We start from the raw sequence: 26405 nt of genomic DNA, 5'->3' as shown, positions 1-26405 counted from the left end.
CGCCACACGCGTGACTGGAACCCGATTGGCGAGGTGTGGTTAAACCCGCCGAAAGAAAGTGCCGCCGACGATCACAAACTCAGCCGCGCGGCATGAAGAAAACGGACATCATTGTTGACAAACACCGGGATCCTCTTCTTTATAATGTCTATAAAATTTAGTAATTAGGTTTGTAATTGAAGTACGAAGACTTTTCGTAAAAAAAGTGATGAGTATCCGTTCATTTGGTCGAGTCATATGCAAATGAGCTGCTTTCATCGCAAGAATTACTGTTTTACCTGACCCAGCCAAGCCTCGAATCCGATGTGGACCATTGATTGTTACTAATGCAGCCCGACGTTGCTTCTGATCAAAATTAGCTATTTCCGCCTCGAGCTTTGCTAAAGCCACTGCTGCTTTCTGCCTGCTAGGATTATCTACTGAACGCTTTCCTGGTCGCGTTAAGGCTTTAGCCCCTTCAATAACAGATCTAGCTTCTGAAAATCTACTGCTAGAAATATCCTCACCCTCTAGTCCTTTTAACAACTCCTCAAATGACTCAAATGAGGACACCAACTCCGACTCAGCATCATCAAATGCCTGTGCAGCGCGCGCCGAGTCACAAAATATGACTGGCGTGATATCCATACAAAGATTCGAGCGATTTTTACGTAATGTTCGGCTTTTTAATAAGCGGCCAAGCAAAATACTGCAAAATTGCCCAAGTGACTCATCCACTTCCAGCTTAAAATCTTCCGACCAGCCATTCAACTGTTGTTCACTCACAAAACGAATAGCAATAATTCCTTTTGACTTTGTTAAAATTAGGACATCTGGCTTGTGAGTAACAGTTTCATAATCTGAGTAAGTCGGGAAATCATAGTAAAGAGCCGCATCCTCAAGACCTAACCTATTAGCCATTTCTTCAACATGACGAATAAACTCACGCCCTTGAGGATCTTCGTTAATTCGATCTGTTGTTACGAGAATATCTATCGTCATTGTAAAATCTCTAATTTTATTTAATGCTAGGTTCAAAAAAATAAAACTTCAAAAACAGCATCAAATAACAAAAAATCAATAAATAGATGGTTGTACATTGCTCGCATCATATCGTATTTTTACAGCAAAGGATTGTAGCCCTCCACACTTTGTCCTACCCAACAGAAAACACCCAAGGCTACTTATATGAGCTAACTTCTGCAGATCGCCTTCTTACGCCTGTATTGCCACGACTATCGGCAATATCTCACAAAAAAACACCCCAGACCCTGCATTCAGAGTCTGGGGTGTTTTTCTACAAACCTGCTAAAGGCAATAACGCCAAGCAATCAGCGCCAGCCTTGCCTTCTTACATCGTGAAGGACGAGCCGCAGCCACAAGTGGTTGTCGCATTAGGATTACGGATAACGAACTGAGCACCATCCAGGTCGTCTTTGTAATCAATTTCTGCGCCCACCAAGTATTGGAAGCTCATGGCGTCAACCAGTAATTGCACGCCGTCTTTATCAATAATGGTGTCGTCGTCGTTAACCAGCTCATCAAAGGTGAAGCCGTACTGGAAGCCGGAACAGCCGCCACCTTGCACGAAGACGCGCAGCTTCAGTTCGGGGCTGCCTTCTTCAATCAGAAGCTCACGGACCTTCTCAACCGCTGAGTCGGTAAAAATCAGTGGGGAAGGAGGGGCTTGCAGATCAACGGATTCGGTAAGAGTGCTCATGTGGTTCTCCTGCCGGCCCCCGCCGGCATGAATAATTATCATGTGATCGCCTTGCACATGACCACCCGCGGGTAAGGTGATTAGTCTGGCGGGGCGATTTTTTCCTGGCGAGAAGCACGGATAACGCTTCCTTCCAGGACGTTCAGCGTCAAGGCGGTGGGTTCAAATCCTGGCGGCAAAGCCAGCCAACCCATAGCGCGCTGAAACTGGTTGAAGTTTAAAACCAAAGGATCGATCTGTTCTACAGACGACTCCGTCAGTACCGAGTCCGGCCCGGAACTGGGTGATAAATCGATTTTAACGTTTTTTCCGTCTTGCCGCCCAGTCAGCTGAAACTGCAGGCGACCTGAAAAAGTCTTTCCTTCTGGGGCGTTACGCTGCAGCAACACCTTGTACTCAAGCAAATCACCCCTTTGGACAACATCCATAGCCCGAACAGTAACAGAACCACTGGGACCGGGCGGGAGCAACTGCTCGTAAAAGGCCAACTGCTCACGTGTCTGCGCCAGCTCAGCCTGAGTAGACGACAAGGACTTTTCCAGCCCCTTACGTGTACTCTCTTCCAGCACCAATTGCCCGCGCAGCACCTCAAACTCGCTTTGGATCTGCTGCAGGGATTGCTGACTACGCGCCAGATTCTGCATCGCCAGCTGAATTTGTTCGGACTGGTCACCAGCTTGAGTCAGACTGCGGTAAAGCCACAGCCCACCGCCGCCCAGAAGCGCTCCCAGTAAAACGGCCAGCCCAATCGTCGCCACCCCACCCCGCGAACGGGGAGGAGCGAGTGTATGAGAATGGGTTTGCGGTGATTCAGCCATAAATATTTGACCTATTCACCAAGGCCAAGTTCCCCTTAAGGCAAAATAGCAACGTGCTTCAAGCCGGTTTGCTCGGGCAGGCCGAACAAGATATTCATATTCTGCACAGCCTGACCCGACGCACCCTTAACCAGGTTGTCCTGCACCACCAGAATGATCAGTTGATCGCCATTGCCAGGACGTTGCACGGAAATACGTAGCTGGTTAGAAGCACGCACCGAGCGGGTTTCTGGCAGGGTACCGGCAGGCAGCACGTCCACAAAAGCTTCTTTGGCATAGCGCTGCTCGTACAAGGCCTGAAAGTCTGTATCCATGGCTTCGGGCTTGATGCGCGCATAGATCGTGGAGAACATGCCACGAATCATAGGCACCAAGTGGGGCACAAAGGTCAGACCGACCGGACCACCAGCAAGGCGCTGCAACTGTTCCACAATTTCCGGATGGTGACGGTGACCCGACACGCCATATGCCTTGAAGTTATCACTGGCTTCGGCAAACAGATTGGGAACCGAAGCCCCTTTACCAGCACCGGACACACCGGATTTGCAGTCTGCAATCAGGTGTTGGGTATCAACCAGCGCGCCTTCCAACAAGGGAGCCAAGCCCAGCAGCACAGTAGTGGGGTAGCAACCAGGGTTACCAATAACCTTGGCTTGAGCAATCTTGTCGCGCAGCAGCTCTGGCAAACCATAAGCCGATTGACTCAGGATGTCCGGGCAACTGTGCTCCATCTTGTACCACTTCTGGAACACGTCCGTATCTTGCAGGCGGAAGTCCGCAGCCAGGTCAATAACACGTACACCCGCTTCCAGCAGACGTTCGACCTGACTCATGGCCACACCATGCGGAGTGGCAAAAAACACCACGTCGCACTGTTCCAGATTGGCGTTTTCAGGGGTAGAGAACTTCAGATCCACATGGCCACGCAAGTTCGGATACATATCCGAGACCGGCACACCATCCTCTTTACGCGAAGTAATGGCGACCAGTTCCACCTGGGGGTGCTGACTTAACAGACGCAGCAGCTCGACCCCGGTGTAACCTGTACCGCCAACAATCCCTACCTTGATCCGGGTATCGCTATGTGTAGCCATGAACTTTCCTGAAAGAGAGACGAGCAAAAATTCTATCTTAACGTAGTCCTGCCTGTTCTGAAGCACCTGACCGGGCGAAGCAGGACAAATGTAGCCAGCAAACAAAAACCCCGGACAGGTCCGGGGTTTTTGAGCACCATAAACAGGTCGCGAGGCGAATTAACGCTTGCTGAACTGTTTGCGGCGACGTGCTTTGTGCAGACCGACTTTCTTACGCTCAACTTCACGAGCGTCACGAGTCACCAAGCCAGCTTGTTTCAGTTCTGTCTTCAGTGTTGCGTCGTAGTCGATCAGAGCGCGGGTGATGCCGTGACGGGCAGCACCGGCTTGGCCGCTTTCACCGCCGCCATGCACGTTGATCTTGATGTCGAACGATTCAACATGGTTGGTCAGCACCAATGGCTGACGCACAATCATGCGACCCGTTTCGCGAGCAAAGTATTCGTCAACAGGCTTGCCGTTGACTACGATTTGGCCCGAACCCTTCTTGATGAAGACACGAGCGACGGAGGTCTTGCGACGGCCCGTACCGTAATTCCAGTTACCGATCATGACCTATCCTTAGATGTCCAGAGTTTTAGGCTGTTGAGCACTATGAGGATGCTCGGCACCAGCGTAAACCTTCAGTTTCTTGGCCATGGCGTAGCCCAGAGGGCCCTTAGGCAACATACCCTTGACGGCCTTTTCAACGGCACGGCCAGGGAAGCGCTCTTGCATGGTTTGGAAGTTGGTTTCGTAAATACCGCCTGGGTAATTCGAGTGACGATAGTACTTCTTATCCTGTGCCTTGTTACCGGTCACGGCAATGTCAGCAGCGTTGATGATAATGATGTAATCGCCAGTATCAACGTGAGGGGTGTATTCGGGTTTGTGCTTACCACGCAAACGGCGTGCGACTTCGCTGGCCACACGACCAAGGACTTTGCCTTTAGCGTCAATCACAAACCAGTCACGTTTGACTTCAAGCGGCTTGGCCACGAAGGTCTTCATGATGGTTCCTAAATATTAAAATTCTGGGTCAAAGCAACATGCCTGGCCCATACAATCCACCCGCTTTCTCAAGCCAGGCAGCTCCATTTGACCCTGCCAAGACGTTATATTCCGCCCGTGCATTTATGCCAAATAGCTCGCCATAATAACATAAATAGTGGATAACACTAGGGTTTTGTACAAAAACACAGGTTTTTTGCCACATCCGAGGGCGCTCTCATAGAGGGAAAACGCATTTTGGGATCTGCACACTCCTTCAGCAGCATTGGGAGTCTTTGCCGGATTTACACCAGAAACCTCCCCAGCCCCCAAAAAGTTTCGCCTGCCGCCTACCTCTTTGGCTCTTAATGATCCGGCCAAACCTTTGCTCCAGAACACCAACCATCAAAAAACCCCTGCTTCCAACTGGAGAAACAGGGGTTAACAAGGCTAGCCTGTCGAGTCCGCACAGATTGCTCTGCCCGGACCCAGGTACTGGGATCAGCCTTTTTTCCGGTTCGCCAAAGCGATGCCCAGGTAGTTGTCGTAGGAACCTTCAGCGACACGGAACCAAGGCACGATCGCGTCACGAAAGCCCATGTAGTCGTCGTGAATCTTCTTGAACATGGGATCCTTGTCGCAGAATTCCTTGTACAAAATATTGGAGGTCTTGAAAGCCTCGTCCATCACATCACGTGGGAACGCTTTCAGGACAGCACCGCTGGCAATCAGACGACGCAATGCAGCCGGGCTTTGCGCGTCATACTGACAAATCATGCGTTCACCAGCTGCACGCGAAGCCGTTTCAATCAGGGCCTGGTATTGCTTGGGCAGTGCCTGGAAAGCGGCATCGTTCACGTACAGCGACACCTGAGCCGACCCTTCCCACCAACCGGGGTAGTAGTAGTACTTGGCCACTTTCTGGAAGCCCAGCTTTTCATCGTCCACGGGACCGACGAATTCCACGGCGTCCAGTGTGCCTTTTTCCAGCGATGGGTAAATATCGCCTGGCGGCACTTGCTGAGGCACCACACCCATGCGGGCCAGCACTTCACCGGCAAAACCGGCGGTACGCATCTTCAGACCTTTCAGGTCTTCCAGGGAATTGATTTCCTTGCGGTACCACCCCCCCATCTGGGTGCCGGTATTACCGAAAGCAAAGTTGATGATGTTACGGGTGGCGAACAGTTCACGCAGCAGCTTGGTGCCGTTGCCTTCCTGCATCCAGGCATTCATCTGACGAGCGTTCAGGCCAAATGGCACCGCTGTGTCAAAACTGAAAGAAGGATCTTTACCGTAGTAGTAATACGAGGCCGTCTGACCACATTCGACCGTGCCATTGCTAACAGCATCCATCACACCAAAACCGGGGACGATTTCACCCGCAGGGTACAGACGGATATTGAAGTTGCCATCGGAGGCTTCTTCAACCATCTTGCAAAACGCCTGGGCAGTCGAAAACAGAGCCGGGGTAGCGGGACCGTAAGTCGAGGTCAGCTTCCAGTTAATCTTGGGATTGCTTTGGGCAATAGCAGGGGCAGCAACAGCGGCGGTACTGGCTACGGCGCCAAGACCTGCCTTTTTCAGAAACGAGCGACGCTGCATGAATAACCTCCTTGTGGGTATTCGACGAAAATGGGGAAATATTTTTATGCTATGGATAGTACACTGGCGCGCCCCGAATGGGGTGCGGTGAAAGCCCGGATTATCCCGCAAATTCGGCCTTATCTTTCCGGGCCTTTGACCTGGAGCCTATGCCAGACACTGCCTGCAACACGGCCTGAACCACAAATAACTCCGAATTCAGGCCATCATCCTCTTGTCGCTGACGGGCCGCTTGCCTGAGCCAAGACATCACAATCTGGCCAGGTACTCCAGACAGCAGCTATCAGGAACCGGCCACCGACATCTGTTCAATCAAGATGGAACCCGTGCGCTTGGAACCGGCGGCAAAGGTATCGGCACCCACAGCCACAATCTGCGCGAACATCTCGGCCAGATTGCCCGCAATCGTGACTTCCTCGACCGCATGCTGAATACGGCCATTCTCCACCCAGTAGCCAAAGGCACCCCGCGAGTAATCGCCTGTCAGGTAATTAATGCCCTGGCCGATCAGCTCGGTAACCAATAAACCACGGCCCATTTTCTTCAACATGGCCTCCAAATCGTCCTCGGGACGGGTCAGACGCGAGCTAAGCAGCAAGTTGTGCGAACCACCGGCGTTCCCCGTAGAGGGCATACCCAATTTACGACCTGCGTAGGAGGACAAGAAATACCCTTTCAGCTCTCCGCCACGCACAACATCGCGGTCGCACGTACGTACCCCTTCCGAGTCAAACGGCGCACTGCCCATAGCGGCCGCCAAATGCGGGCGCTCCAGCACATCAATGTGTTTGGCCATGACAGACTTGCCCAGCGAGTCCAACAAGAAACTGGTCTTGCGATACAGGGCCGACCCGCTGGTGGCCTGCACCAGGGAACCAATCAAGCCTACCGCCAGCGGAGCTTCAAACAAAACCGGATAGCGGCCAGTAGGAATACGGCGGGCCGACAGACGCGACAAGGTACGCTCGGCCGCGTAACGGCCAACCGACTCGGGACTGGCCAGACGGGAAGGATCACGCGAGCTGCTGTACCAGTAATCGCGGTGCATATGATCACCCTTGCCGGCAATGGGGCTGACACTGAGCGAATGACGGCTGTAGGGATAGCCACCCAAAAAGCCGCGGCTGTTGCCCATCACAAAGTGCCCTTCCAGCGTATCGACCGACGCACCTTCGGAATTGCTGATCAGTGGGCTTAGCTCCAGCGCGGCTTGCTCGGCACGGATCGCCAGCTTAGTCGCCTGGTCGGCATCCAGCATCCAGGGGTGATGCAAGTGCAGATCGGGATAGCTCTGGGCCAACATGTCTTTTTCAGGCAGACCGGCGAACGGATCTTCAGCGGTATAGCGGGCAATATGCCAGGCCGCTTCCACCGTTTCACGCAGCGCCTTGACTGAAAAGTCCGAGGTCGAGGCCGAACCACTTCGCTGGCCTGCGAACACCGTAACACCCAAGGAGCGGTCTTGCGTCTGCTCTACCGTTTCCAGTTCCATCTGGCGTACCGAGACGGCCAGACCTTTGTTTTCTGAAATATCGACGGCAGCATCACTGGCGCCCAGTTTTTTGGCATGCCGCAGCGCCTCGTCTACCAATTCGCAAAACTGGAACTGATTGGCACTGATCGACAATTGGGAAATAGTTGGATGACTCATTGCTACTCTTTGAGGGTTAGGCGGTTATCATAGCCAATTGGCGACAATCTTTGCTATTTCACTTCTATGGCCCGTCCACGCACTGAAATCGATGAAAACGGTTACGACCGCCCCAGCAAATCGCAGGTAAAACGCGAAATGCACGCTCTGCTTGACCTAGGCAAACGCCTGATCGAGCTCTCGGACGACCGACTCAAACAACTTGATCTGGGCGAGTCCTTAATGGCCGCCATCAAGGATGCCAAGCGCATCAGCCCGACGGCCCGTGAAGGACGCCGCCGTCAAATCCACTATGTGGGCAAGCTGATGCGCAATGTGGATCCCGAACCGATCCTAAAGCAACTGGACGTCTGGGAAAACGGCTCCAAGGAAGACACCCGTGCCATGCACAGGCTGGAAGCGCTGCGCGACCTGTTGTTGCGTGATGACGACGCTCTGACTGAATTCATGAATGAATTTTCCGGCGCCGATATCCAGCAATTGCGCACCCTGATTCGTGCCGCACGCAAAGAGGCGGAGAAAAATGCCACACTGGTACAAGGCCAGGATCCACAGCGCAAACACTACCGCGCCCTGTACCAGTACATCAAGACCTTGGTAGATCTTTCGGAGTCCGCATGAACCCGCTGCTTGAGTCGATTGAAATTGAAACCGGTGCCAATCCCCAGCATGCCGTTATCTGGCTACATGGTTTAGGTGCCGACGGCCACGATTTTGCCCCTATCGTGCCAGAGCTGGGCCTGCAAAACGCCCCCGCTATCCGTTTCATTTTCCCGCACGCCCCCATCCAGCCCGTCACCATCAACGGCGGCATGGCCATGCGTTCCTGGTACGACATTTATGTAGCTGACCTGGTACGTCACGAGGATGAAAGTGGACTGCGTAAATCTCAGATCGAGGTGCAAAACCTGATTGCACGCGAAAATGCCCGTGGCATTCCTACCGAAAACATTGTGCTGGCCGGTTTCTCGCAAGGCTGTGCCATGACCTTGCAAACCGGACTACGCTTGCCCGAACGTCTGGCCGGCATGCTCTGTCTGTCCGGTTACCTGCCTTTGGCCGCAGCAGTAGAAAACGAGCGCCATCAGGCCAATCAAAACACACCTATTTTCATGGCGCATGGCAACATGGACCCAGTTGTGCCGCTGACCCGTGCCGAAGCCAGCCGTCAGCAGCTGGAGGCCATGGGCTATCAGGTGCAATGGAATGTCTACCCCATGCCCCACGCGGTTTGCCCGGAAGAAATCAGTGCGATTGGTCACTTTCTGAAGCAGGTACTGCGCTAATCAGCTCACAAGAAAAAAACGCCGCTGCAATCACAGCGGCGTTTTTTCTTGATTCAGTTTTTTATTGATACACCCGAGCGATACGCTCCTGCCATCTCTTTTCCCGAACCAGCACCCCATCCTCCTTTAGCACCCGCGTAAATGTCAGGTAGAAATAAGACTCATCGGACTCGATCCGGGCTTGGGCGGACATATCGATCTCCCGCCCCTGGATGCTAAACACATTGCGCCGATCGCCCTGATAGCGCGCCTTGGCGGGTGCAGCGTCGTTGACCTCCCAACGATACATTTCCTCGGAACGGTATAAATTGTCATGCAACACCCAGCTAAGCTCGTTGCTGGTCGTAAAGATCGCATCACCCGTCTCTTCGTTACGAACGCTGCTGAATACAGGACCGTCGCCATCGATAGTGCGACCAAAGGGAGCCGCTTCGCTAGCCTGGGGTGGCGACATGATGCAAGCCTGCGTGCCCTGCTCCCGCACAGGCACCACCGGCAAATCCACCCAGGTATCAACCCCCGGAAACAGACTGGTGACACCCGCCGTCGGGCTGGGCCAGACCATGGGAAACTGCGCATTGCTTACCGCCAAACGAATGCGATGGCCTGGCTTGAAACGCCATGTGGTGAAGTGAATGGAGGTCTCCAGGTTGGTCGCCTCACCCGGCACCAAGGCCTGAGGCTCCAGACGCGAAACACGCTGAGAGGGATTGATGATTGCCCCGCTGACCAAAGAAACCTGCCCATCGGGGGCCACATCTTCCAGCCGTACCGTCCATTGATAAAAAGGCGCATCAGCCGCTACCTTCAGGCTTACCTTGGGCATGCCCATGATTTCCATGGCCTGGCTCAAAGGTGCGGAATCATAAACCAGGCTATGGGCATCGTCGGCTGACATGTCCCCCGTCTGCTCGCCCCACCAGCCGCCCCCCGCCAAACCCGCTCCGGCCTTGTAAGGTAAGGTCTGGGCCAAGCCTGAGGCAGGAGCAATAGCCGCCAGTTGGTGCCCGGCTTGAGGATGCAGGCGTTCAGTCCTCGCGCCCTCCACGGGCCATTGCGAATCGCAGCGCCAATAACCAGGCACGGTTTGCCGATCTGTAGCCGGAGCATGGCCGGTACGCATAAAGGCCATCCGGCGGGGTTCATCCAGAATCCCGGTATCTATATCTTTAAGCCAGTAGTCCCACCAGCGCACCGCCTTCTCGCGCCACTCATAATTCGGGCCAGGTACACCATACTCCGGCCAGGCATGGTTCCAGGGTCCCATCTCCACAATCACAGGGGCTTTCGAGGTTCGACTGACATCCAGCGCAAAATCGCGATAACCATCCAGCAAGCCACCAATCAAATAGGCCGGCACTTCCAAAGGCTGCTTCTTGAAGGCCAGAGACTCGGCGCGCCAGAAATCGCCGTCCTGCTGTTGACGCAGCCAGGTAAAAATCCAGGGCTCGCGGTCAAAACGGTTCTTGAAGTACTCCTGATCAATCCGATACTCCGGACTTTGCGGCATGGCGTTATCGGTATCAATCTGGTGCGCATAGGAGTCGATATGCAAGGCACCATCAATATAGTGAACGTCGTTGTAGAACAGATCGGTAGAACCGTGTGCCGCAATAATGGCCTTGAGTGCAGGCGGTTTTCTGTGTGCTGTCATCAAGGAATTGAACGCACTCCAGGACAAGCCATACATACCCACCTTGCCGTTGGACCAGCTCTGGCGGGACAGTTGATCAATCAGCTCCTGGGCATCTGCAATCTCGGCAGCGGAATATTCGCTGACAGGGACCGGGCCAGTACTACCTCCCGTGCCACGCACGTCGACCCGCGCCACCACATATCCCCGCTTGGCAAAATAAGAGCCATACTCGTAGTCACCCAGCGCAAAAAAATCGTCCTTGCGATAGGGCAGCATTTCCAGAATGACTGGGAAGGTTTCTCCCGGTGCTTTGGCCAACGGTCGGTAATACGTCACCGCCAGGCGCACGCCATCCCGCATTTCCAAGCTGTCGTTCTCCAGGGAGAACTCGTAATGGTTTTTTTCTGACGACATCGTTGTCTGCCCGGAACAAGCCAGCAGACCGCCAATCAAGAACAAACCAAGCAGCCATCGCTGCACAGCAGCCAGATTCAATCGCATCATTGTGTCCCCGGTATAAAGTGCCGTCGGTGTTGAGCACCATCCATTGATGTGGCGGCAGCCGCGCTCAAACGCTGTGCTGCCTGCCATCACGAGCGCATCATAGTCCCGACACCGTTGAGTGAGTCGGGACATTAGGGGCACAATTAAACGGGTATTTCCCTGACAAACGGATTGAGCTGTCTGTGCTTAATCCGATCGACGCGTCTCACCCAGGTCCAACCAGACACGCCGCATACTGGGGTCCTCCGGATCCGCATCGTTCTGAAAACCCAAGCGCTTCATCAAGGCTTGCATAGGCGAGTTGGAAGCCAGCACATAGCCATCGATATAGGTCAGCCCTTGCTCGGCAGCGGCCTGGATCAGCGCCTCCATCAAGATCACGCCCAGACCGCGCCGCTGCCAGGCATCCCCTATCACCAGGGCATATTCCGCCCCCCGGCCATCGCCATTACGAAGATAGTGGGCAAAGCCAATAATCTCGTCACGGGGATGGTTACGGTTATCAGGATTGGGCGAACGCACGGTAGCAATCAGCGCCAGTTCCCGGTCGTAGTCGATGCGGGTGTAGCGGGACAGCATGCGTGGTGTCAGTTCACGCAGCATGGACACAAAGCGCATGTAGCGGCTTTCGTCCGACAGGCCGCGCATAAAGGTCTGCAAAGCCTCGGCATCCTCGGGGCGGATGGGGCGCAAGGTCCAGCGCTGTCCGTCCTTGAACTGACGCCGTTCAATCATGTTGCGCGGATAAGGATGAATCGCCATGTGACGATAGCCGGCTGTCTCAGGCAGCACCAGCATGGACTGCTTGCTCAAGGAGATCGAGATACTCTTGATGTACAGGCTGTTCTCACCCGCCATAATGGGATCGAGCACCACACGACGCACGCCGGGCAGCTCACTCATCAAGTCCGACAAACGCTCCAGCACCTGCAACAACTGCGTCAATACCAAGGGCGTCAATTGCGAGGAAAGGCTCTTGCGCCACAAGGGACTACGCTCGACCAATTGGCGTGCCAGATAACGGTTCAAGGGTGGCAGTTCCACCGCCGGATAGGACGAAGAAAGCCAATCCGCGTGATCGGCCCCACCAAAGACCGCATAAGGACCCAACTTGTCATCGGTTTCAAAGCGCAGGCCCATGGGCGGAACATCGGGATCAGGTTCACCCTGATCGTGTGTCACACGCAAGTCGACAACCGGCACGTGAAAGTAGCGCAGCAAATCGCGACACTCCTGCTCGCTGGCCTCGCGGCGCTCGCTTTGAATCTGGCGCACCAATTCACGGGCAGGTTCTACTTCCGGCAAGGTGCCCAGCGGCAAAGGCGGCAAGGTCTGCTGCGACAAGTGCTGGTTGTAGTGATAGCGGGCCAGCAAGTCGAACGCATTGGCTGCGGTATCCGGAGTCCGGAAAGCCGGCGTCCCCACCCCATCGAGCAAATGACGCAAGGGCCGCATATCCGCATCCCCAATCAAACACGTGATGATGGGCTTGCGAGCACTGGCCGACAACATGGCCAACTCACGCGATACCGCCGGCATATCGGCCAAAGGGTCCGGGGTCAACAAGACCAGCACCCCGTCAATATCCTTATCGTCCAGCAAGGTGGAAATGACCGAGTCGATACGCATGGGCGTCAGTGGTACATAGGTCACCACTGGATTCTGAACCTGATCGCCAGGGGCCAGCAGGTTGTCCAGCGCCCGCTGGGTCGAGGGCGAGAGCTCTGGGCAAGTCACTGCCGCATCCGAACCCAGAACATCCAGGGCCATCTGCGCCGCACCGTTCCCATTGGAAAACAAAGCAATACGCCGCCCTTTGGGCCGACGGGTATAAACCAGCACTTTCAGAGCCGAGAACAACTGCACAAAGTAACGAATGCGCACCGCCCCCACGCGTCGCATCAAGGCATTGAATACCGCCTCGTGGGCCTCGCCTTGCTGACGCTGGCCGCCTACCTTCAAGACCACCACCGGTTTGACCGCCGCCACCGCGTGCAAGGCACTGGTGAAACGGCGGGACGCGGGCGTATGTTCCAAATACAGCGCAATACTGTCCGTGCGCGGGTCCATGGCCAGATATTCCAGCACCTCGGGCACATCGATAACGGCCTCGTCCCCCACCGACACAATCGCAGAGAAACCCAGGCTGACATCTTCGGCCCAGTCCATCAAGGCCGAGGTAATGGAACGCGACTGAGATACCAGAGCCACACGGCCCGCCAGTGCCATTTGTGGCTCGTGACTTAAATTGATGCCCAGATGCGGCCGCTGTATTCCAAAGGCACGTGGCCCCAATATCAGACAATTATTAATGCGGGCCCAGGAGCGCGCATACACCATGTCTTCCATGGGATCGCGGGAGGCCAGGTTCGAGGGCAGGAGCAGGACCACACGGGGTTTGTGTACCCGGATCGCATCCAGAGCCTGCGGCAAACGCACCGGCTCAATACAAACCAGCGCCAGATCCAGGCGCTGTGTCTCCGTCAATCCTTCCAGACGATCCGGCACTTGCACTTGCGTGGCGGTTATACGAGCCTGCGTGATCCGTCCAGCCAATCGGGCTGGCACCTCTTTGAACAGAGGCATAGGCAAGGTGGAGACGACCAACACCGAACGGGGCTCAAACAATGCTGTCAGACGATGCCTTAGGGCTGCCATGATTGTTCCGCCATAAGAAAACCACACACCAAAATAATGAATCCCCTCATCTTAAGCACAGCTGTCTACAAATAAAAGAGACTAGGCCAGCTATCTCTGTCTTGCATCATGCCGTCAGTTTTTACCCTGGAGCAGGCCGTTCATATACTTTCGTATAGAAACCATACGCCAATGCCTGGGGAAAAACGGCTCAAAGCCAGTCGCAAAACGGCTTGCAAACCGTAAAATAACATTCGTTCGGAAAGCAGGAACGTTCATTTCCTCTGACAGGAAAAACACACTATGTCCAACGACGACAGTCGAAGAAACAGGCTGCACAGGCCCCTCAGACACACCTGATCCGCTCGGTTGTCTGCTGATAGGGCTTGCGCAGCACGATCAGGAGTCAACCATGCACCGCATTATTCATACAGAACCGATCCGGGCCTTTGCGCCTTGCCGATCGCCACTTGCTACACCGTGCCATACCGAGCGCGCTGTCCCCAGCCATCGCCCCGCTCTTGCCTGGCGTAACAACACGGTCTGACGCTGACTAAATAAATCCGCTTGTTCTTACCTGTAGTCTGCCGACCCTCAAACCGGTCGGCAGGATCTGCTGCGTCCATCTCTTGGGATGGACGGCACAGTCACGCCTGTACCCCAGGAGCATTACCATGAGCATTCAACAACACCGTTCGCCACTGCGTTCAGTGGACAACGACGCCAAGCTGCGTACGGCCACCGAAACCGGGCTTAGCCTGGAGACAACCCTGGCCGCTGTGCAAGCCAATCTGAACGGCCTGACCGACGCCCAGGCCTTGAGCCGCCTGACCGAATACGGCCCTAATGAGGTCGCCCGGGACAAGCCTGCCCACGCCCTGGTTCAATTGGCCCTGGCCTTCAAGAACCCCTTTATTGCAGTGCTGATGGTGCTGGCTGCGGTCAGCGCCGTCACTGACATCATCCTGCCCATACGCTCAGGCGAAGAGGTGGACTACACCGGCGTGCTGATTATTGTGGTCATGGTCACCTTGAGCGGCCTGCTGCGTTTCTGGCAAGAGTACCGTTCCGGCAAAGCCGCCCAGGCCCTGAAAGCGATGGTGCGCACCACCGCCAGCGTACAACGACGCGCTACCGTGTCCAGTGCCACGGTCATACGCGAAATCCCCATGAGCCAGATCGTGCCCGGCGATATTGTGCGCCTGTCGGCTGGCGACATGATCCCGGCAGACCTGCGTCTGATCGAGTCCCGCGACTTGTTCGTCAGCCAGGCTGCCCTGACAGGAGAAGCCCTGCCTGTTGAAAAGTACGATGTCTTTAGCGCCGTCAGCAGCAAGAGCGCCTCTGCTTCCAGCCCCCAGGCCGGTGTGCTGGAACAGAATAATATGTGCTTTATGGGCACCAACGTGGTCAGCGGTACGGCCACGGCTGTGGTTGTAGCCACCGGCGCCAAGACCTATTTTGGTTCGCTGGCCAAAGCCATTGTGGGTTCGCGCGCCGAGACCTCGTTTGACCGGGGCGTAAACAGTGTTAGCTGGCTGCTGATTCGCTTCATGCTGGTCATGGTACCCATCGTGCTGCTGATCAACGGTTTCTCCAAAGGCGACTGGACCGAAGCATTCCTGTTCGCGCTGGCCGTTGCCGTCGGCTTGACCCCTGAAATGCTGCCCATGATTGTGTCCTCCAACCTGGCCAAAGGTGCAGTCGCCATGGCCAAGAACAAAGTGGTGGTCAAACGTCTGAACGCAATCCAGAACTTTGGTGCCATGGACGTGCTGTGTACTGACAAGACCGGCACCCTGACACAAGACCGCATCATTCTGGAACACCATCTAGGCCTGGATGATCGCAACAGCCCACGTATTCTGGAACTGGCCCTGCTCAACAGCCTGCACCAAAGCGGCGTGAAAAACCTGATGGATCAGGCGGTGCTGCGCTTTGCAAAGCAAACCCCCTCTGCCTTGCAAGCTATTGGTTCCTACCGCAAGATCGACGAACTGCCTTTTGACTTTGTACGTCGCCGCCTGTCGGTTGTCGTAGAAAATCCGCAGGGCGAACAGCTCATGGTCTGCAAAGGGGCGGTGGAAGAAATGCTTAGCATTGCCACCCACGTGCAAGAGGGCGATCAGCGTTTGCCACTGGATACCGAGCAGCGCGCCCGTCTGCTGAAAATGGCCTACCGCTACAACTCGGACGGCTTCCGTGTCTTGCTGATTGCCACTCGCCGTATTCCCCTCGAACAGGCCAAAAACCGTTACGAAGCCCAGGACGAACGCGAGATGACCGTGCAAGGCTTGCTGACCTTCCTGGACCCTCCAAAGGAAAGTGCTGCTCAAGCGATTGCCGCCCTGACCGAACACGGTGTGGCCGTGAAAGTCCTGACCGGCGACAACGAAATCATTACCGCGAAAATCTGCCGTGAAGTAGGCCTGGCACCCGGCAAGCCTTTGCTAGGGCCTGAAATCGAGCTGATGCAAGACCCCGATCTGCGTTGCGCTGTCGAGCGTCACTCGGTTTTTGCCAAGCTCACGCCCCTGCAAAAATCGCGTGTGCTCAAAGCGCTGCAGGCCAATGGGCATACCGTCGGTTTTCTGGGTGACGGCATCAACGACGCTCCCGCCCTGCGCGATGCCGACGTGGGGATCTCGGTTGATAGCGGCACGGATATTGCCAAGGAATCGGCAGACATCATCTTGCTGGAAAAGAACCTGCTGGTTCTGGAAGAAGGCGTGATCAAAGGCCGCGAGACCTTTGGCAACATCATCAAGTACCTGAACATGACAGCCAGCTCTAACTTTGGCAATGTGTTCTCGGTGCTGGTGGCCAGTGCTTTCATTCCCTTCCTGCCCATGTTGGCCATCCACTTGCTGATTCAGAACCTGCTCTACGATATCTCCCAACTGGCTTTGCCCTGGGACCGCATGGACAAGGACTTTCTGCGCAAACCCCGCAAGTGGGATGCCAAAAATATTGGCCGCTTCATGATCTGGATTGGCCCGACCTCGTCCATTTTTGACATCACTACCTTTGTCTTGATGTGGTACGTGTTTGGGGCGAATACGCCTGAACTGCAATCGCTGTTCCAGTCCGGCTGGTTTATCGAAGGTTTGCTCTCGCAGACGCTGGTTGTTCACATGCTGCGTACGCAAAAAATCCCCTTCATCCAAAGCACGGCGGCCCTGCCTGTGATGCTGATGACCTTCCTGATTGCCGCTGTCGGCATTTACCTGCCCTTTTCCGGTGTGGGGGCTATGGTTGGCCTGCAGCCTTTGCCTTGGGAATACTTCCCTTGGCTGGTCGGCACCTTGCTGGCGTACTGCCTGGTCGGACAGGGTATGAAAATGCTGTACATCCGCCGCTTTGGCCAGTGGTTCTAAACCTGACAGGTCTGGGCTCCCACCCGTCCTGTCGGGAGCCCAGACCTGGATAGGCAATCAGATACAAGCCCAGGTATATGATGACGACACGAAAGATACGATCCTGCTGCCTGCCCCCACACGAAAAACATGAAACCACCTTTTAGCGTCTTGTCGAGCAAAACCTACCGCGCCTTGGCCCTGACCGGCATTTGCATTTTGATGGCGTTGGTCTTTATTGCCGATACCATCACCAACTACGCTATCGCCGCTGCGGTCTTTCATACTCCGCTGCTGCTGATAGCAATTCGTTTTCTGTCGGCCCGACAAGTCATTACCCTGGCAAGTTTCAGTATGGTGCTGACAGTGGTCAGCGTCCTGTTAACCCGTGCGGGCGACTACGAGGTGGGTCTGATCAATACCGGAATCAGTCTGGTTGCCATCGCCATCACCACGTATCTGGGACTCAAGCTCAAATCCGTGCAGGCAGCCGCACATGAAACGCGCGAACATTTGCTGCGCTTATCCCGTTTGACCACGCTGGGCCAGCTCAGTACCTCCATTGCCCATGAGGTCAGCCAGCCCCTGGCAGCCATCAACAGCAGCACCGGTGCCTGCCAGCGCTGGCTGCAAGCCTCGCCGCCAAATATAGAGAAGGCACAGGCTGCCGCACAGCGGATTGCGGACGACGCCCAACGTGCCAAAGATGTACTGGACCGTGTGCGCAGCATTACCCGCAACGAAGCCCCAACCAGCAGCGCTTTTGATTTGAACCTGGCCTTGACGGAACTACTCAAGCTGTCAGATGGCGAGATGCGGCGTCAGCATATTGATCTACGCCTGGCCTTGCAATCCGATCTGCCCCAGGTCTTTGCCGATCGGGTTCAGATTCAGCAAGTGATGGCCAATTTGCTGCTCAATGCCATCGAGGCCCTGTCACCCGCCTCGGACTTTCATGCGGCTCGTATCACGATAGAAACCCGCCTCTTGCCCGGCGATAAACCGCAAACCAGCAAGGTGCTGTTTTCCATTAAAGACAATGGCCCCGGCTTGTCGGACACGCTGTTACCCCAATTGTTTGATACGTTCTGGACCACCAAGGCTACCGGTCTGGGCCTGGGCCTGACCATCAGCCGCAGCATTATTGATGCCAATAACGGCCATATCTGGGCCACTGACCAAGCTGATGGCGGTGCTGCCTTTCATTTCACCTTACCTTTGGCGCCATGACAGATCATCTGGACTCTTCTCTGAACACGCCCACGGTCTACATCATTGATGATGACCCCTCCATTCGCGCCGCCCTGGACGACTTGCTGGCCAGCGTGGGGGTGAACGCACTGAGCTTTGCCTCTACGCGGGATTTTCTGGCGCATCCCTTATCTGACGCCCCCGCCTGTCTGGTGCTGGATGTGCGCATGCCCGAGCAAAGCGGCACGGACTTTCATTTACAGATGGAGTCGCGCGGGCTGCACATGCCGGTCATCTTTATTACGGGCCACGGCGATATTCATATGGCGGTCAAAGCCATCAAACACGGGGCCTGGGATTTTCTGACCAAACCTTTCGGGGATCAGGCCCTGATTGACGCCGTGCAATCGGCTCTGGCCGCGGATGCGCAACGCAAGGAACAGGCCAAAGCCCAGATGAGCTTGCAGCAACGCTGGGACAGCCTGAACGCGGGCGAACGTGATGTGTTTGTGCGCGTGGTGCAAGGCCTGCTGAACAAGCAGATCGCTGCCGAGCTGGATGTGAAGGAGGTCACAGTCAAAGTGCGACGTGCCCGCGTCATGCAAAAAATGCAGGCCGCTTCGCTGGCGGAGCTGGTGCGCCAGTTCGATCAGCTCAATACGGAAACAGGCCAGTAGGACACTTCTGCGCGGTGATTCTTTCTTAGTTGACGCGCTGGGTTAAAATACGCAGATTCGGTCCCGTATGCGGGCTTCCCAAGGTCAAGGCCACACACAAGTTATGAGCACGTCTACTTCCAACGTCATCCGTACCCGTTTTGCCCCCTCGCCCACTGGTTATCTGCACCTGGGCGGCGCGCGCACCGCACTGTTTTCCTGGGCTTTTGCCCGTCATCATCAAGGCTCTTTTGTGCTGCGCATTGAGGATACGGATCTGGAGCGCTCTACCCCCGAGGCGGTGCAAGGCATTCTGGATGGTATGCAATGGTTGGGCCTGGATGCGGACGAAGGTCCGTTCTACCAGATGCAGCGCATGGATCGTTACCGCGAGGTCATCGCCCAGTTGCTGAAAGACGGCCATGCTTATTACTGCTACAGCAGCCCCGAGGAAGTGGAAGCCATGCGCGAGAAAGCGCGTGTTCAGGGTTTGAAGCCTCGTTATGACGGCACCTGGCGTCCTGAGGCCGGCAAGCAATTGCCTGCTATCCCGGCGGACCGCAAGCCTGTGGTTCGTTTCAAGAGCCCGCAGTCCGGCGCAACCAGTTGGGACGATATGGTCAAGGGTCGCATCAGCTTTGATAACAGCGAGCTGGACGATCTGGTCATTGCCCGTCCTGACGGTACCCCTACGTACAACTTCTGCGTGGTGGTGGACGATTGGGACATGGCAATCACTCATGTGATTCGTGGTGATGACCACGTGAACAACACGCCACGTCAAATTGTGATTTTACAGGCCTTGGGCGCGACTTTGCCCGAGTACGGTCATGTGCCCATGATTCTGGGCCCGGATGGCGAGAAACTGTCCAAGCGCCATGGTGCGGTCAGCATCATGGATTACGACAAGGACGGCTATTTGCCTGAAGCCATGGTCAACTATCTGGCTCGTTTGGGCTGGAGCCACGGCGATGACGAGCTGTTCACCCGCGAGCAGTTGGTGGAATGGTTTGATACGCGCAGCCTGAGCAAGTCGGCTTCGCAGTGGGATCCCAAGAAGTTGAACTGGGTAAATGCCCACTACATCAAGGCCAGCGACAATGCGGATCTGGCCGAGCGCGTGGCTCCCCGTATTGAAGCCTTGGGAGGCAAGACCGACGGGCAGGATTTGCCTGGCATCATGGGTTTGTTAAAAGACCGCGCCGAGACCTTGAATCAACTAGCTGAAGGTGCCCTGTTATTCTGCCGTCCTTTCGAGCCTGCCAGTGATGAGCTGCTGGCCGAGGTGTTGACGCCGGAAGCGCGTGTCTTGCTGCGTGATTTTGCCAGCAAGGCAATCAGCTTGCCACAGTGGAATACGGAGAATCTGGCTGCTTTGATCAAGCAGGTTCTGGCCGATCACGAGGTAAAAATGCCCAAGCTGGCAATTCCTTTGCGTGTCGCTGTGACAGGACAGAAACAAACGCCTGCGGTAGATGCGGTGCTGGCTCTGGTTGGACGCGATAAGGTTTTGGGGCGTTTGGCTGGGCTGTAAACATTATCGCCAAGTGCTTGAAGGGCATCTCATTCGAGGTGCCCTTTTTGTTTTTATCGCTTTTTATCGTTCGGTCTGTGTCGCCAGAAAATGCAAGACAGCTACCGGACTCACACTCCCCCTTGTTGGAGGCCAGCCGCCCACACAGTAAAACCATTGAAATGATGCCCCATACACTTGCCCTCGCCCCAAGGCTATGGGAAGCACTCAAACAGGCGCATTCAGGTGGCTGACTTCAACCGTGGCTTCACCTTTGTCACTGCTGGCCCAGACCGTGCCGTCCTGAACATTCAGATTGATGGTCATGCCACGCTCGGCCAGAGCGGCTAAAGCATCGGTCCCGGCGGCATCCAGCGCATAAACCTGTATATTGCGAGCGCGGCTGATCTTGTCCTTGATACCACTCCACCAGACGGACACATTGCGGCCATAGGCCAATACCGTCACTTTTTCAGCACGGCCACTGGCTTTGATCAGACGTCTATCGTCCGGCAGGCCCACTTCTAGCCAATGCAACAGATTGCCGCCCAGATCATGCTCCCACAGGGCGGGTTCATCCGAGTCGCTTAGCCCGCGTGAGAAGCTCAAAGCGTCATCCGCTTGCGCATACAAACCGTAAGCCAGCAAACGCACCATCAGCCGCTCTTCGGTCTCGGAGGGATGACGGGCCAGCGTCAGGGTATGACTGCCGTAGTAGGCCCGATCGTTATCGGCCACATTAAGTTCAGCTTTATAAATCGTTGCGCGCAGAGCCATGGAGCATCCAGCAAAAGAAACAGACAAAAAACTGGCCGCCCCCAGGACGGCCAGGAATCATTCAAACCGCCGCAATCAGAATGGCAGGCGGTAGCCAGGCGACATTCTGGTCAGGCGATAAGTCGTACCACTTTGATCACGCAGCACCAGATTGCGGGCTGTCAGGGTGACGATGTTGTAGTGGTTTTCGTAAATCGGGTCGCCCGGCTCGGTGATGACCCCATTGGATTCTTGCGTGTGGATCTGCAAGTCATTGCCCTTGCGTACCCAGCAACCGCTTTCGTTCAAACCTTGCGACGGCTTGTTGGGGCGTTTGACCTGTTCGGTATACGCCATGGACCCATCGGCCTGCAGGGTGAACAAGGTACGCAGCTCGCCAACCACGCCTTTTTGGCGGTGCTTGCTTAACCAGTTACCAGCCAGTTGATCTCCAGCCGCAGCGGGCTGACATGCTGGATGAACAGGTTTGGCAGGAGCAGTTTGTGCAGCAGGCTCGGGAGCTGGCGCCTTGACCGCGCAGGCGCTCAAAAAAACGGTCGCCAGCACAGCAACCCAGCAAGTGCGTCGCAAGATATTCGCCTTCGTCATAAAACCCCGTCTTTCATGCTTTTATACCGACCCACCGCAGGTCGGCGAATCCTGTTTATTCTACCCGAAGGCGCTTGTATTACCCCATAACAAGATGCTTCAAAGTGGCAAGGGCAGGCGGGTCACATTCTTGATCTCGCGCATGGCCACAATCGTGCGGGTTTGGCGCACACCCGGCATATTGAACAAGAAGCGGTGCAGGAAATCGTCGTAGGACTCGGCGCTGGGCACCATGATCTTCAGCAAAAAATCCGCATCACCGGTCACGGCGTGACATTCCAGAATCTCGGGCGCATCGCGTACGGCACGGATGAAGTTATCGACAATTTCACCCGAATGACGGTCCAGACTGATCTGGGTAAACATGCAGCTTTGCAGGCCCACCTGACGCCGATCCACGCGCGCATAATAGCCCTGGATGACCTTGTTTTTTTCCAGGTTCTTGATGCGCCGCCATACGGGCGCAGTGGACAAACCCACCTGCTCGGAGACCTGCTGAGCCGAGGCTCGACCATCCAGCTGCAAGGCATCCAGGATTTTTAAGTCAGTTTTATCCATATTTAAACATTTACGAAATGAACATTTCAAAGAATAGGGAATACACGCAACTATAACGCAAAAAAAAGCGAGGACAGACTCTCTATCATGATCTCTATCTGGAGGTTTCATCATGACGCAGTCCGTCGACACTCAATACAAGCTAAGCGACAACCTGACCGCCCGATCAGGACGCATCTTTTTAACTGGCACACAGGCCCTGGTGCGCATGTTGCTGACCCAGGCTCGCCTGGATAAAGAGCACGGTTTGAACACCGCCGGTTTTGTTTCCGGCTACCGTGGTTCGCCACTCGGTGGCGTGGACATGATCATGTGGAAGGCCCAGAAGCATCTGGACCAGGCCAAGGTCCGTTTCCAACCTGCTATTAATGAGGACCTGGCTGCTTCCATGATTATGGGCACCCAGCAAGCGGGCGAGCGTGACGACCGCACTGTCGATGGCGTGTTCTCCATGTGGTATGGCAAGGGCCCCGGTGTAGACCGCGCGGGCGATGCCTTGCACCATGGCCATGCAGCCGGTGCGTCCCAGCACGGCGGCGTCCTGATGATTGTGGGTGATGACCACGTGGCCTCGTCCTCGTCCATCCCTCACGCCAGCGAACAATCCCTGATCGCCTGGGGCATCCCGGTGGTCAACCCCAGCTCTGTTGAAGAATACGAGCGCTTTGGCATTTGGGCTTGGGCCTTGTCGCGTTACTCCGGTTCCTGGGTAGCCTTCAAAGCCATTACCGAAACCGTGGAAAGCGGCCGCTCTTTCGAGATCACCCCTTTGGATGATCTGGCCCCGGCCTTGGCCGACAAGCAAGGCGGCAAACACCCCTACGACCCCAGCAAATTCCTGACGCCATCCATGGAAGGCACTCTGGATGCCCGCCTGGATAGCGTGCGCGAGTTTGCCCACAAGTACAGCCTGGACCGCATCCTTGAAGCGGCACCTGATGCGCGTATCGGTATTGTGTCCACCGGCAAAGCCACACTGGACACGCTGGACGCACTGCAACAGCTCAGCAGTCTGAAGGATCTGCCCGCCATTCGTCATCTGAAAATCGGTTTGAGCTGGCCAGTTAACCCGCAATCGCTGAACGATTTTATTGAAGGTCTGGACCACGTTCTGGTCATTGAAGAAAAAGGCCCGATCATTGAAGACCAGTTAAAGAACCTGCTCTTTAACCGTGCCCAGCGCCCCACTGTGTCGGGCAAGCGCGATATTGAAAATGAAGTACTGATTCCTGCTGATGGTCAGCTCAGCCCTGCCCGTGTGGCCGTGGGTCTGCGTCGCTGGCTGGGCCATCACGCCAATGTGCAATTGCCTGCCTGTACGGTGCAAAACCTGGCACCGATTGACACCAATGGTCTGACCCGCCGCCCCTACTTCTGTTCAGGCTGCCCGCACAATACCTCCACCAAAGTGCCCGAAGGCAGCCAGGCCATGGCCGGTGTGGGTTGTCATTACATGGCGACCTGGATGGACCGCAAAACCCGTGGTCTGACTCAAATGGGTGGTGAAGGCACGGACTGGGTGGGCCTGTCCCCCTTTATCCAAACGGGCCACATGTTCCAGAACATGGGTGAAGGCACCTACTTCCACTCTGGCTATCTGGCGATTCGGCAGGCCATTGCCGCCAATGCCAACATTACCTACAAGATTCTGTTCAACGATGCCGTCGCCATGACAGGCGGGCAGCCCGTTGACGGCCCGATCTCTGTGCCCCGCATTTGCCAGCAAACCATTGGGGAAGGTGCCCGTCGTGTGGTCATCACCACCGATGAGCCCGAGCGCTATCGCGGTGTCAGCCTGCCTGCCGGTGTGGACGTTCATCATCGTCGTGAGCTGGATCGCTTACAGCGCGAACTGCGCGAAATCCCAGGCGTCACCATTCTGATTCACGACCAGACCTGTGCGGCTGAAAAGCGCCGTCGTCGTAAAAAGAACGAGTACCCCGACCCTGCCCGTCGCCTCTTTATTAATAAGGCGGTCTGCGAAGGCTGTGGGGATTGCGGTGTGCAATCGAACTGCCTGTCTCTTGTGCCTGCTGAAACGCCCGAGGGTCGCAAGCGTCAGATCGACCAGTCCAGCTGTAACAAGGACTACTCCTGCGTGGACGGTTTCTGCCCCAGCTTTGTGTCGGTGATGGGCGGAGCCCTGCGCCGTGGTGATCAAAACGGTCAGGCCGACATGAAGGCCCAGTTGCTGGCCAAACTGGACACGCTGCCGCAAGCTGCCATTCAAGCTCGCGACTGCAATGTGATTGTGGCCGGCGTGGGGGGGACGGGTGTGATTACCATTGGTGCGGTGCTCTCCATGGCCGTGCACCTGGAAGGTCGCTCCAGCTCCGTGCTGGACATGACAGGTCTGGCGCAAAAAGGCGGCACAGTCATCAGCCACATTCGTCTGTCAGCCAACAAAGAGAACACAGGTGCCGTGCGTGTAGATCCCGGCCAGGCCGACCTGGCCATTTTGTGCGACGTGGTGGCAGCCGCCCACCCCAATGCCCTGTCTTGCCTGCGTCCTGGACATACTCACGCCATCATCAACGAATACCTGGCCCCTACCGCCGAGTTCACCCGCAACCCCGATGCCCCGCTGGATGCACAGCACTTGCTGAGTCAATTGAAGGCCACCGCTGGCGAGAACCAGGTACGTTCTTTCAATGCTCACCAGGCCGCCACCCTGCTGTTTGGCGATAGCCTGCTGTCCAACATGCTCCTGCTGGGCATGGCGTGGCAGCAAGGCTCCCTGCCCGTCAGCAGCGCGGCGATTGAACAGGCCATCCGCCTCAATGGTGTGGCTATTCAAGCCAACCTGGATGCCTTCCATTTGGGGCGCGTACTGGCTCACGACGAAAAAGCATTGGCCAGCCTTTTGGCTCCAGCCGCTCAAGTCATAACCTTGCAGCGTCGTGAAACGTTGGAACAAATCATGCAGCGCTGCACCAGTAGCCTGGAGCAATACCAGAACACCGCCTATGCCCAGCGCTTTTCCAGCACCATCCATGCACTGCGTGAAGCCGAACAAAAACTGCGTCCTGGCCAGCGTCCCGTCTTGACTGAAAAAGCCGCTCGCAGCTTGTACAAGCTAATGGCCTACAAGGATGAGTACGAAGTGGCTCGCCTATTTAGCTCGCCCGCGTTCCGCCAGGATCTGGAACAGCAATTTGAAGGTAACTTCTCCTTGCGCTTTCATTTCGCACCGCCTTTACTGGCACGCCGTGATCCGGCCACAGGTCGCCCACGCAAGATCACCTTGGGCCCCCGCACGGCCACCTTGCTGCGCTGGATGGCCAAAGGCAAAGGTCTGCGCAACACACCGCTAGATCCCTTTGGCTACACCCATGAGCGCCGTATGGAGCGTCGCTTCTGGCGCGAATACCAGAGCCTGCTCAACAGCTTGAGCAAGAATCTGGATCAGACCAACTACGCCACGGCATTGGAACTGGCCGAACTGCCCCAACAATTGCGCGGCTTCGGTCCCGTGAAAATGGAGTCAGCCAAGCAATACGAAGCCCGGTTCGCGGAGTTGACGCAGCAATTGAAAAACACAGGTCTGACAATTCAGGCGGTTCCCGCCTAAGCCTTGCCCGCTACGACTGTCGCAACCATTAACCTGCCCTTTCAGCCCTGCCTATGCGGGGCTTTTTTTTGGGGGAATTGATGGCACAGGTACAGAACGCAACTTATTGGAGACAGCAAGCGGGGATTAACAAAGCCATATGCTTGTGCTACATGATTATTACTTGACTGTGTAAGGGCTTGCGTTAGACTGCTAAGCGTATAAGGTATTAACCTTAGACGCCTGCGTCATTTGAAAAAGGCCATTGCAGTTTTCCAGGCCAGGTCAAATGGGTGTGGACAAACTAAAGACTTGTT

20 protein-coding genes are annotated in these 26405 nt (G+C 55.6%); 7 read left to right on the top strand and 13 right to left on the bottom strand.

From position 1 onward, the window contains the following. Window positions 1-108: 108 nt before the first annotated feature. The 8 genes from AB7E06_RS18045 to pmbA form a co-directional block, all read right to left on the bottom strand. Window positions 109-981: a hypothetical protein gene (locus AB7E06_RS18045; RefSeq protein WP_427957950.1), complete on the bottom strand. Its 873-nt coding sequence runs from the start codon at window positions 979-981 to the stop codon at window positions 109-111. Between the two features lie 349 nt (window positions 982-1330). Then, complete coding sequence (gene erpA, locus AB7E06_RS18040) at window positions 1331-1699, bottom strand: iron-sulfur cluster insertion protein ErpA (protein ID WP_003801826.1); 369 nt, start codon at window positions 1697-1699, stop codon at window positions 1331-1333. 80 nt (window positions 1700-1779) lie between these two features. Further along, complete coding sequence (locus AB7E06_RS18035) at window positions 1780-2517, bottom strand: DUF6776 family protein (protein WP_159063953.1); 738 nt, start codon at window positions 2515-2517, stop codon at window positions 1780-1782. Between the two features lie 35 nt (window positions 2518-2552). Next, on the bottom strand, window positions 2553-3611 hold the full coding sequence (argC, locus tag AB7E06_RS18030; RefSeq protein WP_094197713.1) for an N-acetyl-gamma-glutamyl-phosphate reductase: 1059 nt from the start codon (window positions 3609-3611) through the stop codon (window positions 2553-2555). Between the two features lie 159 nt (window positions 3612-3770). Further along, window positions 3771-4163 (bottom strand): 30S ribosomal protein S9, encoded by a 393-nt coding sequence (rpsI, locus tag AB7E06_RS18025; RefSeq protein WP_094197714.1) that lies wholly within the window; start codon window positions 4161-4163, stop codon window positions 3771-3773. Window positions 4164-4172: 9 nt separating this feature from the next. After that, window positions 4173-4601 (bottom strand): 50S ribosomal protein L13, encoded by a 429-nt coding sequence (gene rplM, locus AB7E06_RS18020; RefSeq protein WP_094197715.1) that lies wholly within the window; start codon window positions 4599-4601, stop codon window positions 4173-4175. Window positions 4602-5081: 480 nt separating this feature from the next. Further along, the gene (locus AB7E06_RS18015) at window positions 5082-6185 is read right to left on the bottom strand and encodes a TRAP transporter substrate-binding protein (RefSeq protein ID WP_094197716.1); all 1104 of its coding nucleotides are present in this window, start codon (window positions 6183-6185) and stop codon (window positions 5082-5084) included. Window positions 6186-6468: 283 nt separating this feature from the next. After that, window positions 6469-7836, bottom strand: a complete 1368-nt coding sequence (gene pmbA / locus AB7E06_RS18010) for a metalloprotease PmbA (RefSeq protein WP_121739586.1) — start codon at window positions 7834-7836, stop codon at window positions 6469-6471. 66 nt (window positions 7837-7902) lie between these two features. Here pmbA and yjgA point away from each other — a divergent pair, with 66 nt between their 5' ends. Beyond that, window positions 7903-8457: a ribosome biogenesis factor YjgA gene (gene yjgA, locus AB7E06_RS18005; RefSeq protein WP_094197718.1), complete on the top strand. Its 555-nt coding sequence runs from the start codon at window positions 7903-7905 to the stop codon at window positions 8455-8457. Next, entirely contained in the window at window positions 8454-9122 is a 669-nt protein-coding gene (locus AB7E06_RS18000; RefSeq protein ID WP_094197719.1) for an alpha/beta hydrolase, read from the top strand. The genes yjgA and AB7E06_RS18000 overlap by 4 nt, the downstream gene beginning before the upstream one ends. A 61-nt stretch (window positions 9123-9183) precedes the next feature. On the opposite strand, the gene AB7E06_RS17995 is transcribed toward AB7E06_RS18000, so the two are convergent. Together AB7E06_RS17995 and AB7E06_RS17990 are read right to left on the bottom strand one after the other, a co-directional pair. Continuing rightward, window positions 9184-11262, bottom strand: coding sequence for a CocE/NonD family hydrolase (locus AB7E06_RS17995; protein ID WP_234354340.1), 2079 nt, complete (start codon window positions 11260-11262; stop codon window positions 9184-9186). A gap of 186 nt (window positions 11263-11448) precedes the next feature. Further along, complete coding sequence (locus AB7E06_RS17990) at window positions 11449-13920, bottom strand: GNAT family N-acetyltransferase (protein WP_094197720.1); 2472 nt, start codon at window positions 13918-13920, stop codon at window positions 11449-11451. A gap of 653 nt (window positions 13921-14573) precedes the next feature. On the opposite strand from AB7E06_RS17990, the gene mgtA reads away from it, so the two are divergent. The 4 genes from mgtA (at window position 14574) to gltX (ending at window position 20636) form a co-directional block, all read left to right on the top strand. After that, the gene (gene mgtA, locus AB7E06_RS17985) at window positions 14574-17276 is read left to right on the top strand and encodes a magnesium-translocating P-type ATPase (RefSeq protein ID WP_094197721.1); all 2703 of its coding nucleotides are present in this window, start codon (window positions 14574-14576) and stop codon (window positions 17274-17276) included. A gap of 129 nt (window positions 17277-17405) precedes the next feature. Next, a complete protein-coding gene (locus AB7E06_RS17980) occupies window positions 17406-18485 on the top strand; it encodes a sensor histidine kinase (protein ID WP_234354341.1) in 1080 nt (359 codons plus the stop codon). Continuing rightward, window positions 18482-19123, top strand: a complete 642-nt coding sequence (locus tag AB7E06_RS17975; RefSeq protein WP_094197722.1) for a response regulator transcription factor — start codon at window positions 18482-18484, stop codon at window positions 19121-19123. The genes AB7E06_RS17980 and AB7E06_RS17975 overlap by 4 nt, the downstream gene beginning before the upstream one ends. 103 nt (window positions 19124-19226) lie before the next feature. Further along, window positions 19227-20636 (top strand): glutamate--tRNA ligase, encoded by a 1410-nt coding sequence (gene gltX, locus AB7E06_RS17970; RefSeq protein ID WP_094197723.1) that lies wholly within the window; start codon window positions 19227-19229, stop codon window positions 20634-20636. Between the two features lie 207 nt (window positions 20637-20843). Here gltX and AB7E06_RS17965 read toward each other — a convergent pair whose 3' ends face one another. From AB7E06_RS17965 to AB7E06_RS17955, 3 genes are all read right to left on the bottom strand, one after another. After that, window positions 20844-21392, bottom strand: a complete 549-nt coding sequence (locus tag AB7E06_RS17965; RefSeq protein ID WP_094197724.1) for a YaeQ family protein — start codon at window positions 21390-21392, stop codon at window positions 20844-20846. 75 nt (window positions 21393-21467) lie between these two features. After that, a complete protein-coding gene (locus AB7E06_RS17960; protein WP_427957943.1) occupies window positions 21468-21962 on the bottom strand; it encodes a hypothetical protein in 495 nt (164 codons plus the stop codon). 117 nt (window positions 21963-22079) lie between these two features. Next, window positions 22080-22538 (bottom strand): Lrp/AsnC family transcriptional regulator, encoded by a 459-nt coding sequence (locus AB7E06_RS17955; RefSeq protein ID WP_009460635.1) that lies wholly within the window; start codon window positions 22536-22538, stop codon window positions 22080-22082. A 112-nt stretch (window positions 22539-22650) separates the two neighbouring features. On the opposite strand from AB7E06_RS17955, the gene AB7E06_RS17950 reads away from it, so the two are divergent. Continuing rightward, the gene (locus AB7E06_RS17950) at window positions 22651-26109 is read left to right on the top strand and encodes an indolepyruvate ferredoxin oxidoreductase family protein (protein WP_427957941.1); all 3459 of its coding nucleotides are present in this window, start codon (window positions 22651-22653) and stop codon (window positions 26107-26109) included. Window positions 26110-26405: the final 296 nt, after the last annotated feature.

Origin of the sequence: Alcaligenes sp. (assembly GCF_050255915.1) — a bacterium.
Lineage (GTDB): Bacteria > Pseudomonadota > Gammaproteobacteria > Burkholderiales > Burkholderiaceae_B > Alcaligenes > Alcaligenes aquatilis.
This window is presented reverse-complemented; position numbering and strand designations above follow the sequence as displayed.

Bases quoted from the DNA above. Each gene is read 5' to 3' on its own strand.
- AB7E06_RS18045 (WP_427957950.1), bottom strand. From the start codon at position 981: ATGACGATAGATATTCTCGTAACAACAGATCGAATTAACGAAGATCCT.
- erpA (WP_003801826.1), bottom strand. From the start codon at position 1,699: ATGAGCACTCTTACCGAATCCGTTGATCTGCAAGCCCCTCCTTCCCCA.
- AB7E06_RS18035 (WP_159063953.1), bottom strand. From the start codon at position 2,517: ATGGCTGAATCACCGCAAACCCATTCTCATACACTCGCTCCTCCCCGT.
- argC (WP_094197713.1), bottom strand. From the start codon at position 3,611: ATGGCTACACATAGCGATACCCGGATCAAGGTAGGGATTGTTGGCGGT.
- rpsI (WP_094197714.1), bottom strand. From the start codon at position 4,163: ATGATCGGTAACTGGAATTACGGTACGGGCCGTCGCAAGACCTCCGTC.
- rplM (WP_094197715.1), bottom strand. From the start codon at position 4,601: ATGAAGACCTTCGTGGCCAAGCCGCTTGAAGTCAAACGTGACTGGTTT.
- AB7E06_RS18015 (WP_094197716.1), bottom strand. From the start codon at position 6,185: ATGCAGCGTCGCTCGTTTCTGAAAAAGGCAGGTCTTGGCGCCGTAGCC.
- pmbA (WP_121739586.1), bottom strand. From the start codon at position 7,836: ATGAGTCATCCAACTATTTCCCAATTGTCGATCAGTGCCAATCAGTTC.
- yjgA (WP_094197718.1), top strand. From the start codon at position 7,903: ATGGCCCGTCCACGCACTGAAATCGATGAAAACGGTTACGACCGCCCC.
- AB7E06_RS18000 (WP_094197719.1), top strand. From the start codon at position 8,454: ATGAACCCGCTGCTTGAGTCGATTGAAATTGAAACCGGTGCCAATCCC.
- AB7E06_RS17995 (WP_234354340.1), bottom strand. From the start codon at position 11,262: ATGATGCGATTGAATCTGGCTGCTGTGCAGCGATGGCTGCTTGGTTTG.
- AB7E06_RS17990 (WP_094197720.1), bottom strand. From the start codon at position 13,920: ATGGCAGCCCTAAGGCATCGTCTGACAGCATTGTTTGAGCCCCGTTCG.
- mgtA (WP_094197721.1), top strand. From the start codon at position 14,574: ATGAGCATTCAACAACACCGTTCGCCACTGCGTTCAGTGGACAACGAC.
- AB7E06_RS17980 (WP_234354341.1), top strand. From the start codon at position 17,406: ATGAAACCACCTTTTAGCGTCTTGTCGAGCAAAACCTACCGCGCCTTG.
- AB7E06_RS17975 (WP_094197722.1), top strand. From the start codon at position 18,482: ATGACAGATCATCTGGACTCTTCTCTGAACACGCCCACGGTCTACATC.
- gltX (WP_094197723.1), top strand. From the start codon at position 19,227: ATGAGCACGTCTACTTCCAACGTCATCCGTACCCGTTTTGCCCCCTCG.
- AB7E06_RS17965 (WP_094197724.1), bottom strand. From the start codon at position 21,392: ATGGCTCTGCGCGCAACGATTTATAAAGCTGAACTTAATGTGGCCGAT.
- AB7E06_RS17955 (WP_009460635.1), bottom strand. From the start codon at position 22,538: ATGGATAAAACTGACTTAAAAATCCTGGATGCCTTGCAGCTGGATGGT.
- AB7E06_RS17950 (WP_427957941.1), top strand. From the start codon at position 22,651: ATGACGCAGTCCGTCGACACTCAATACAAGCTAAGCGACAACCTGACC.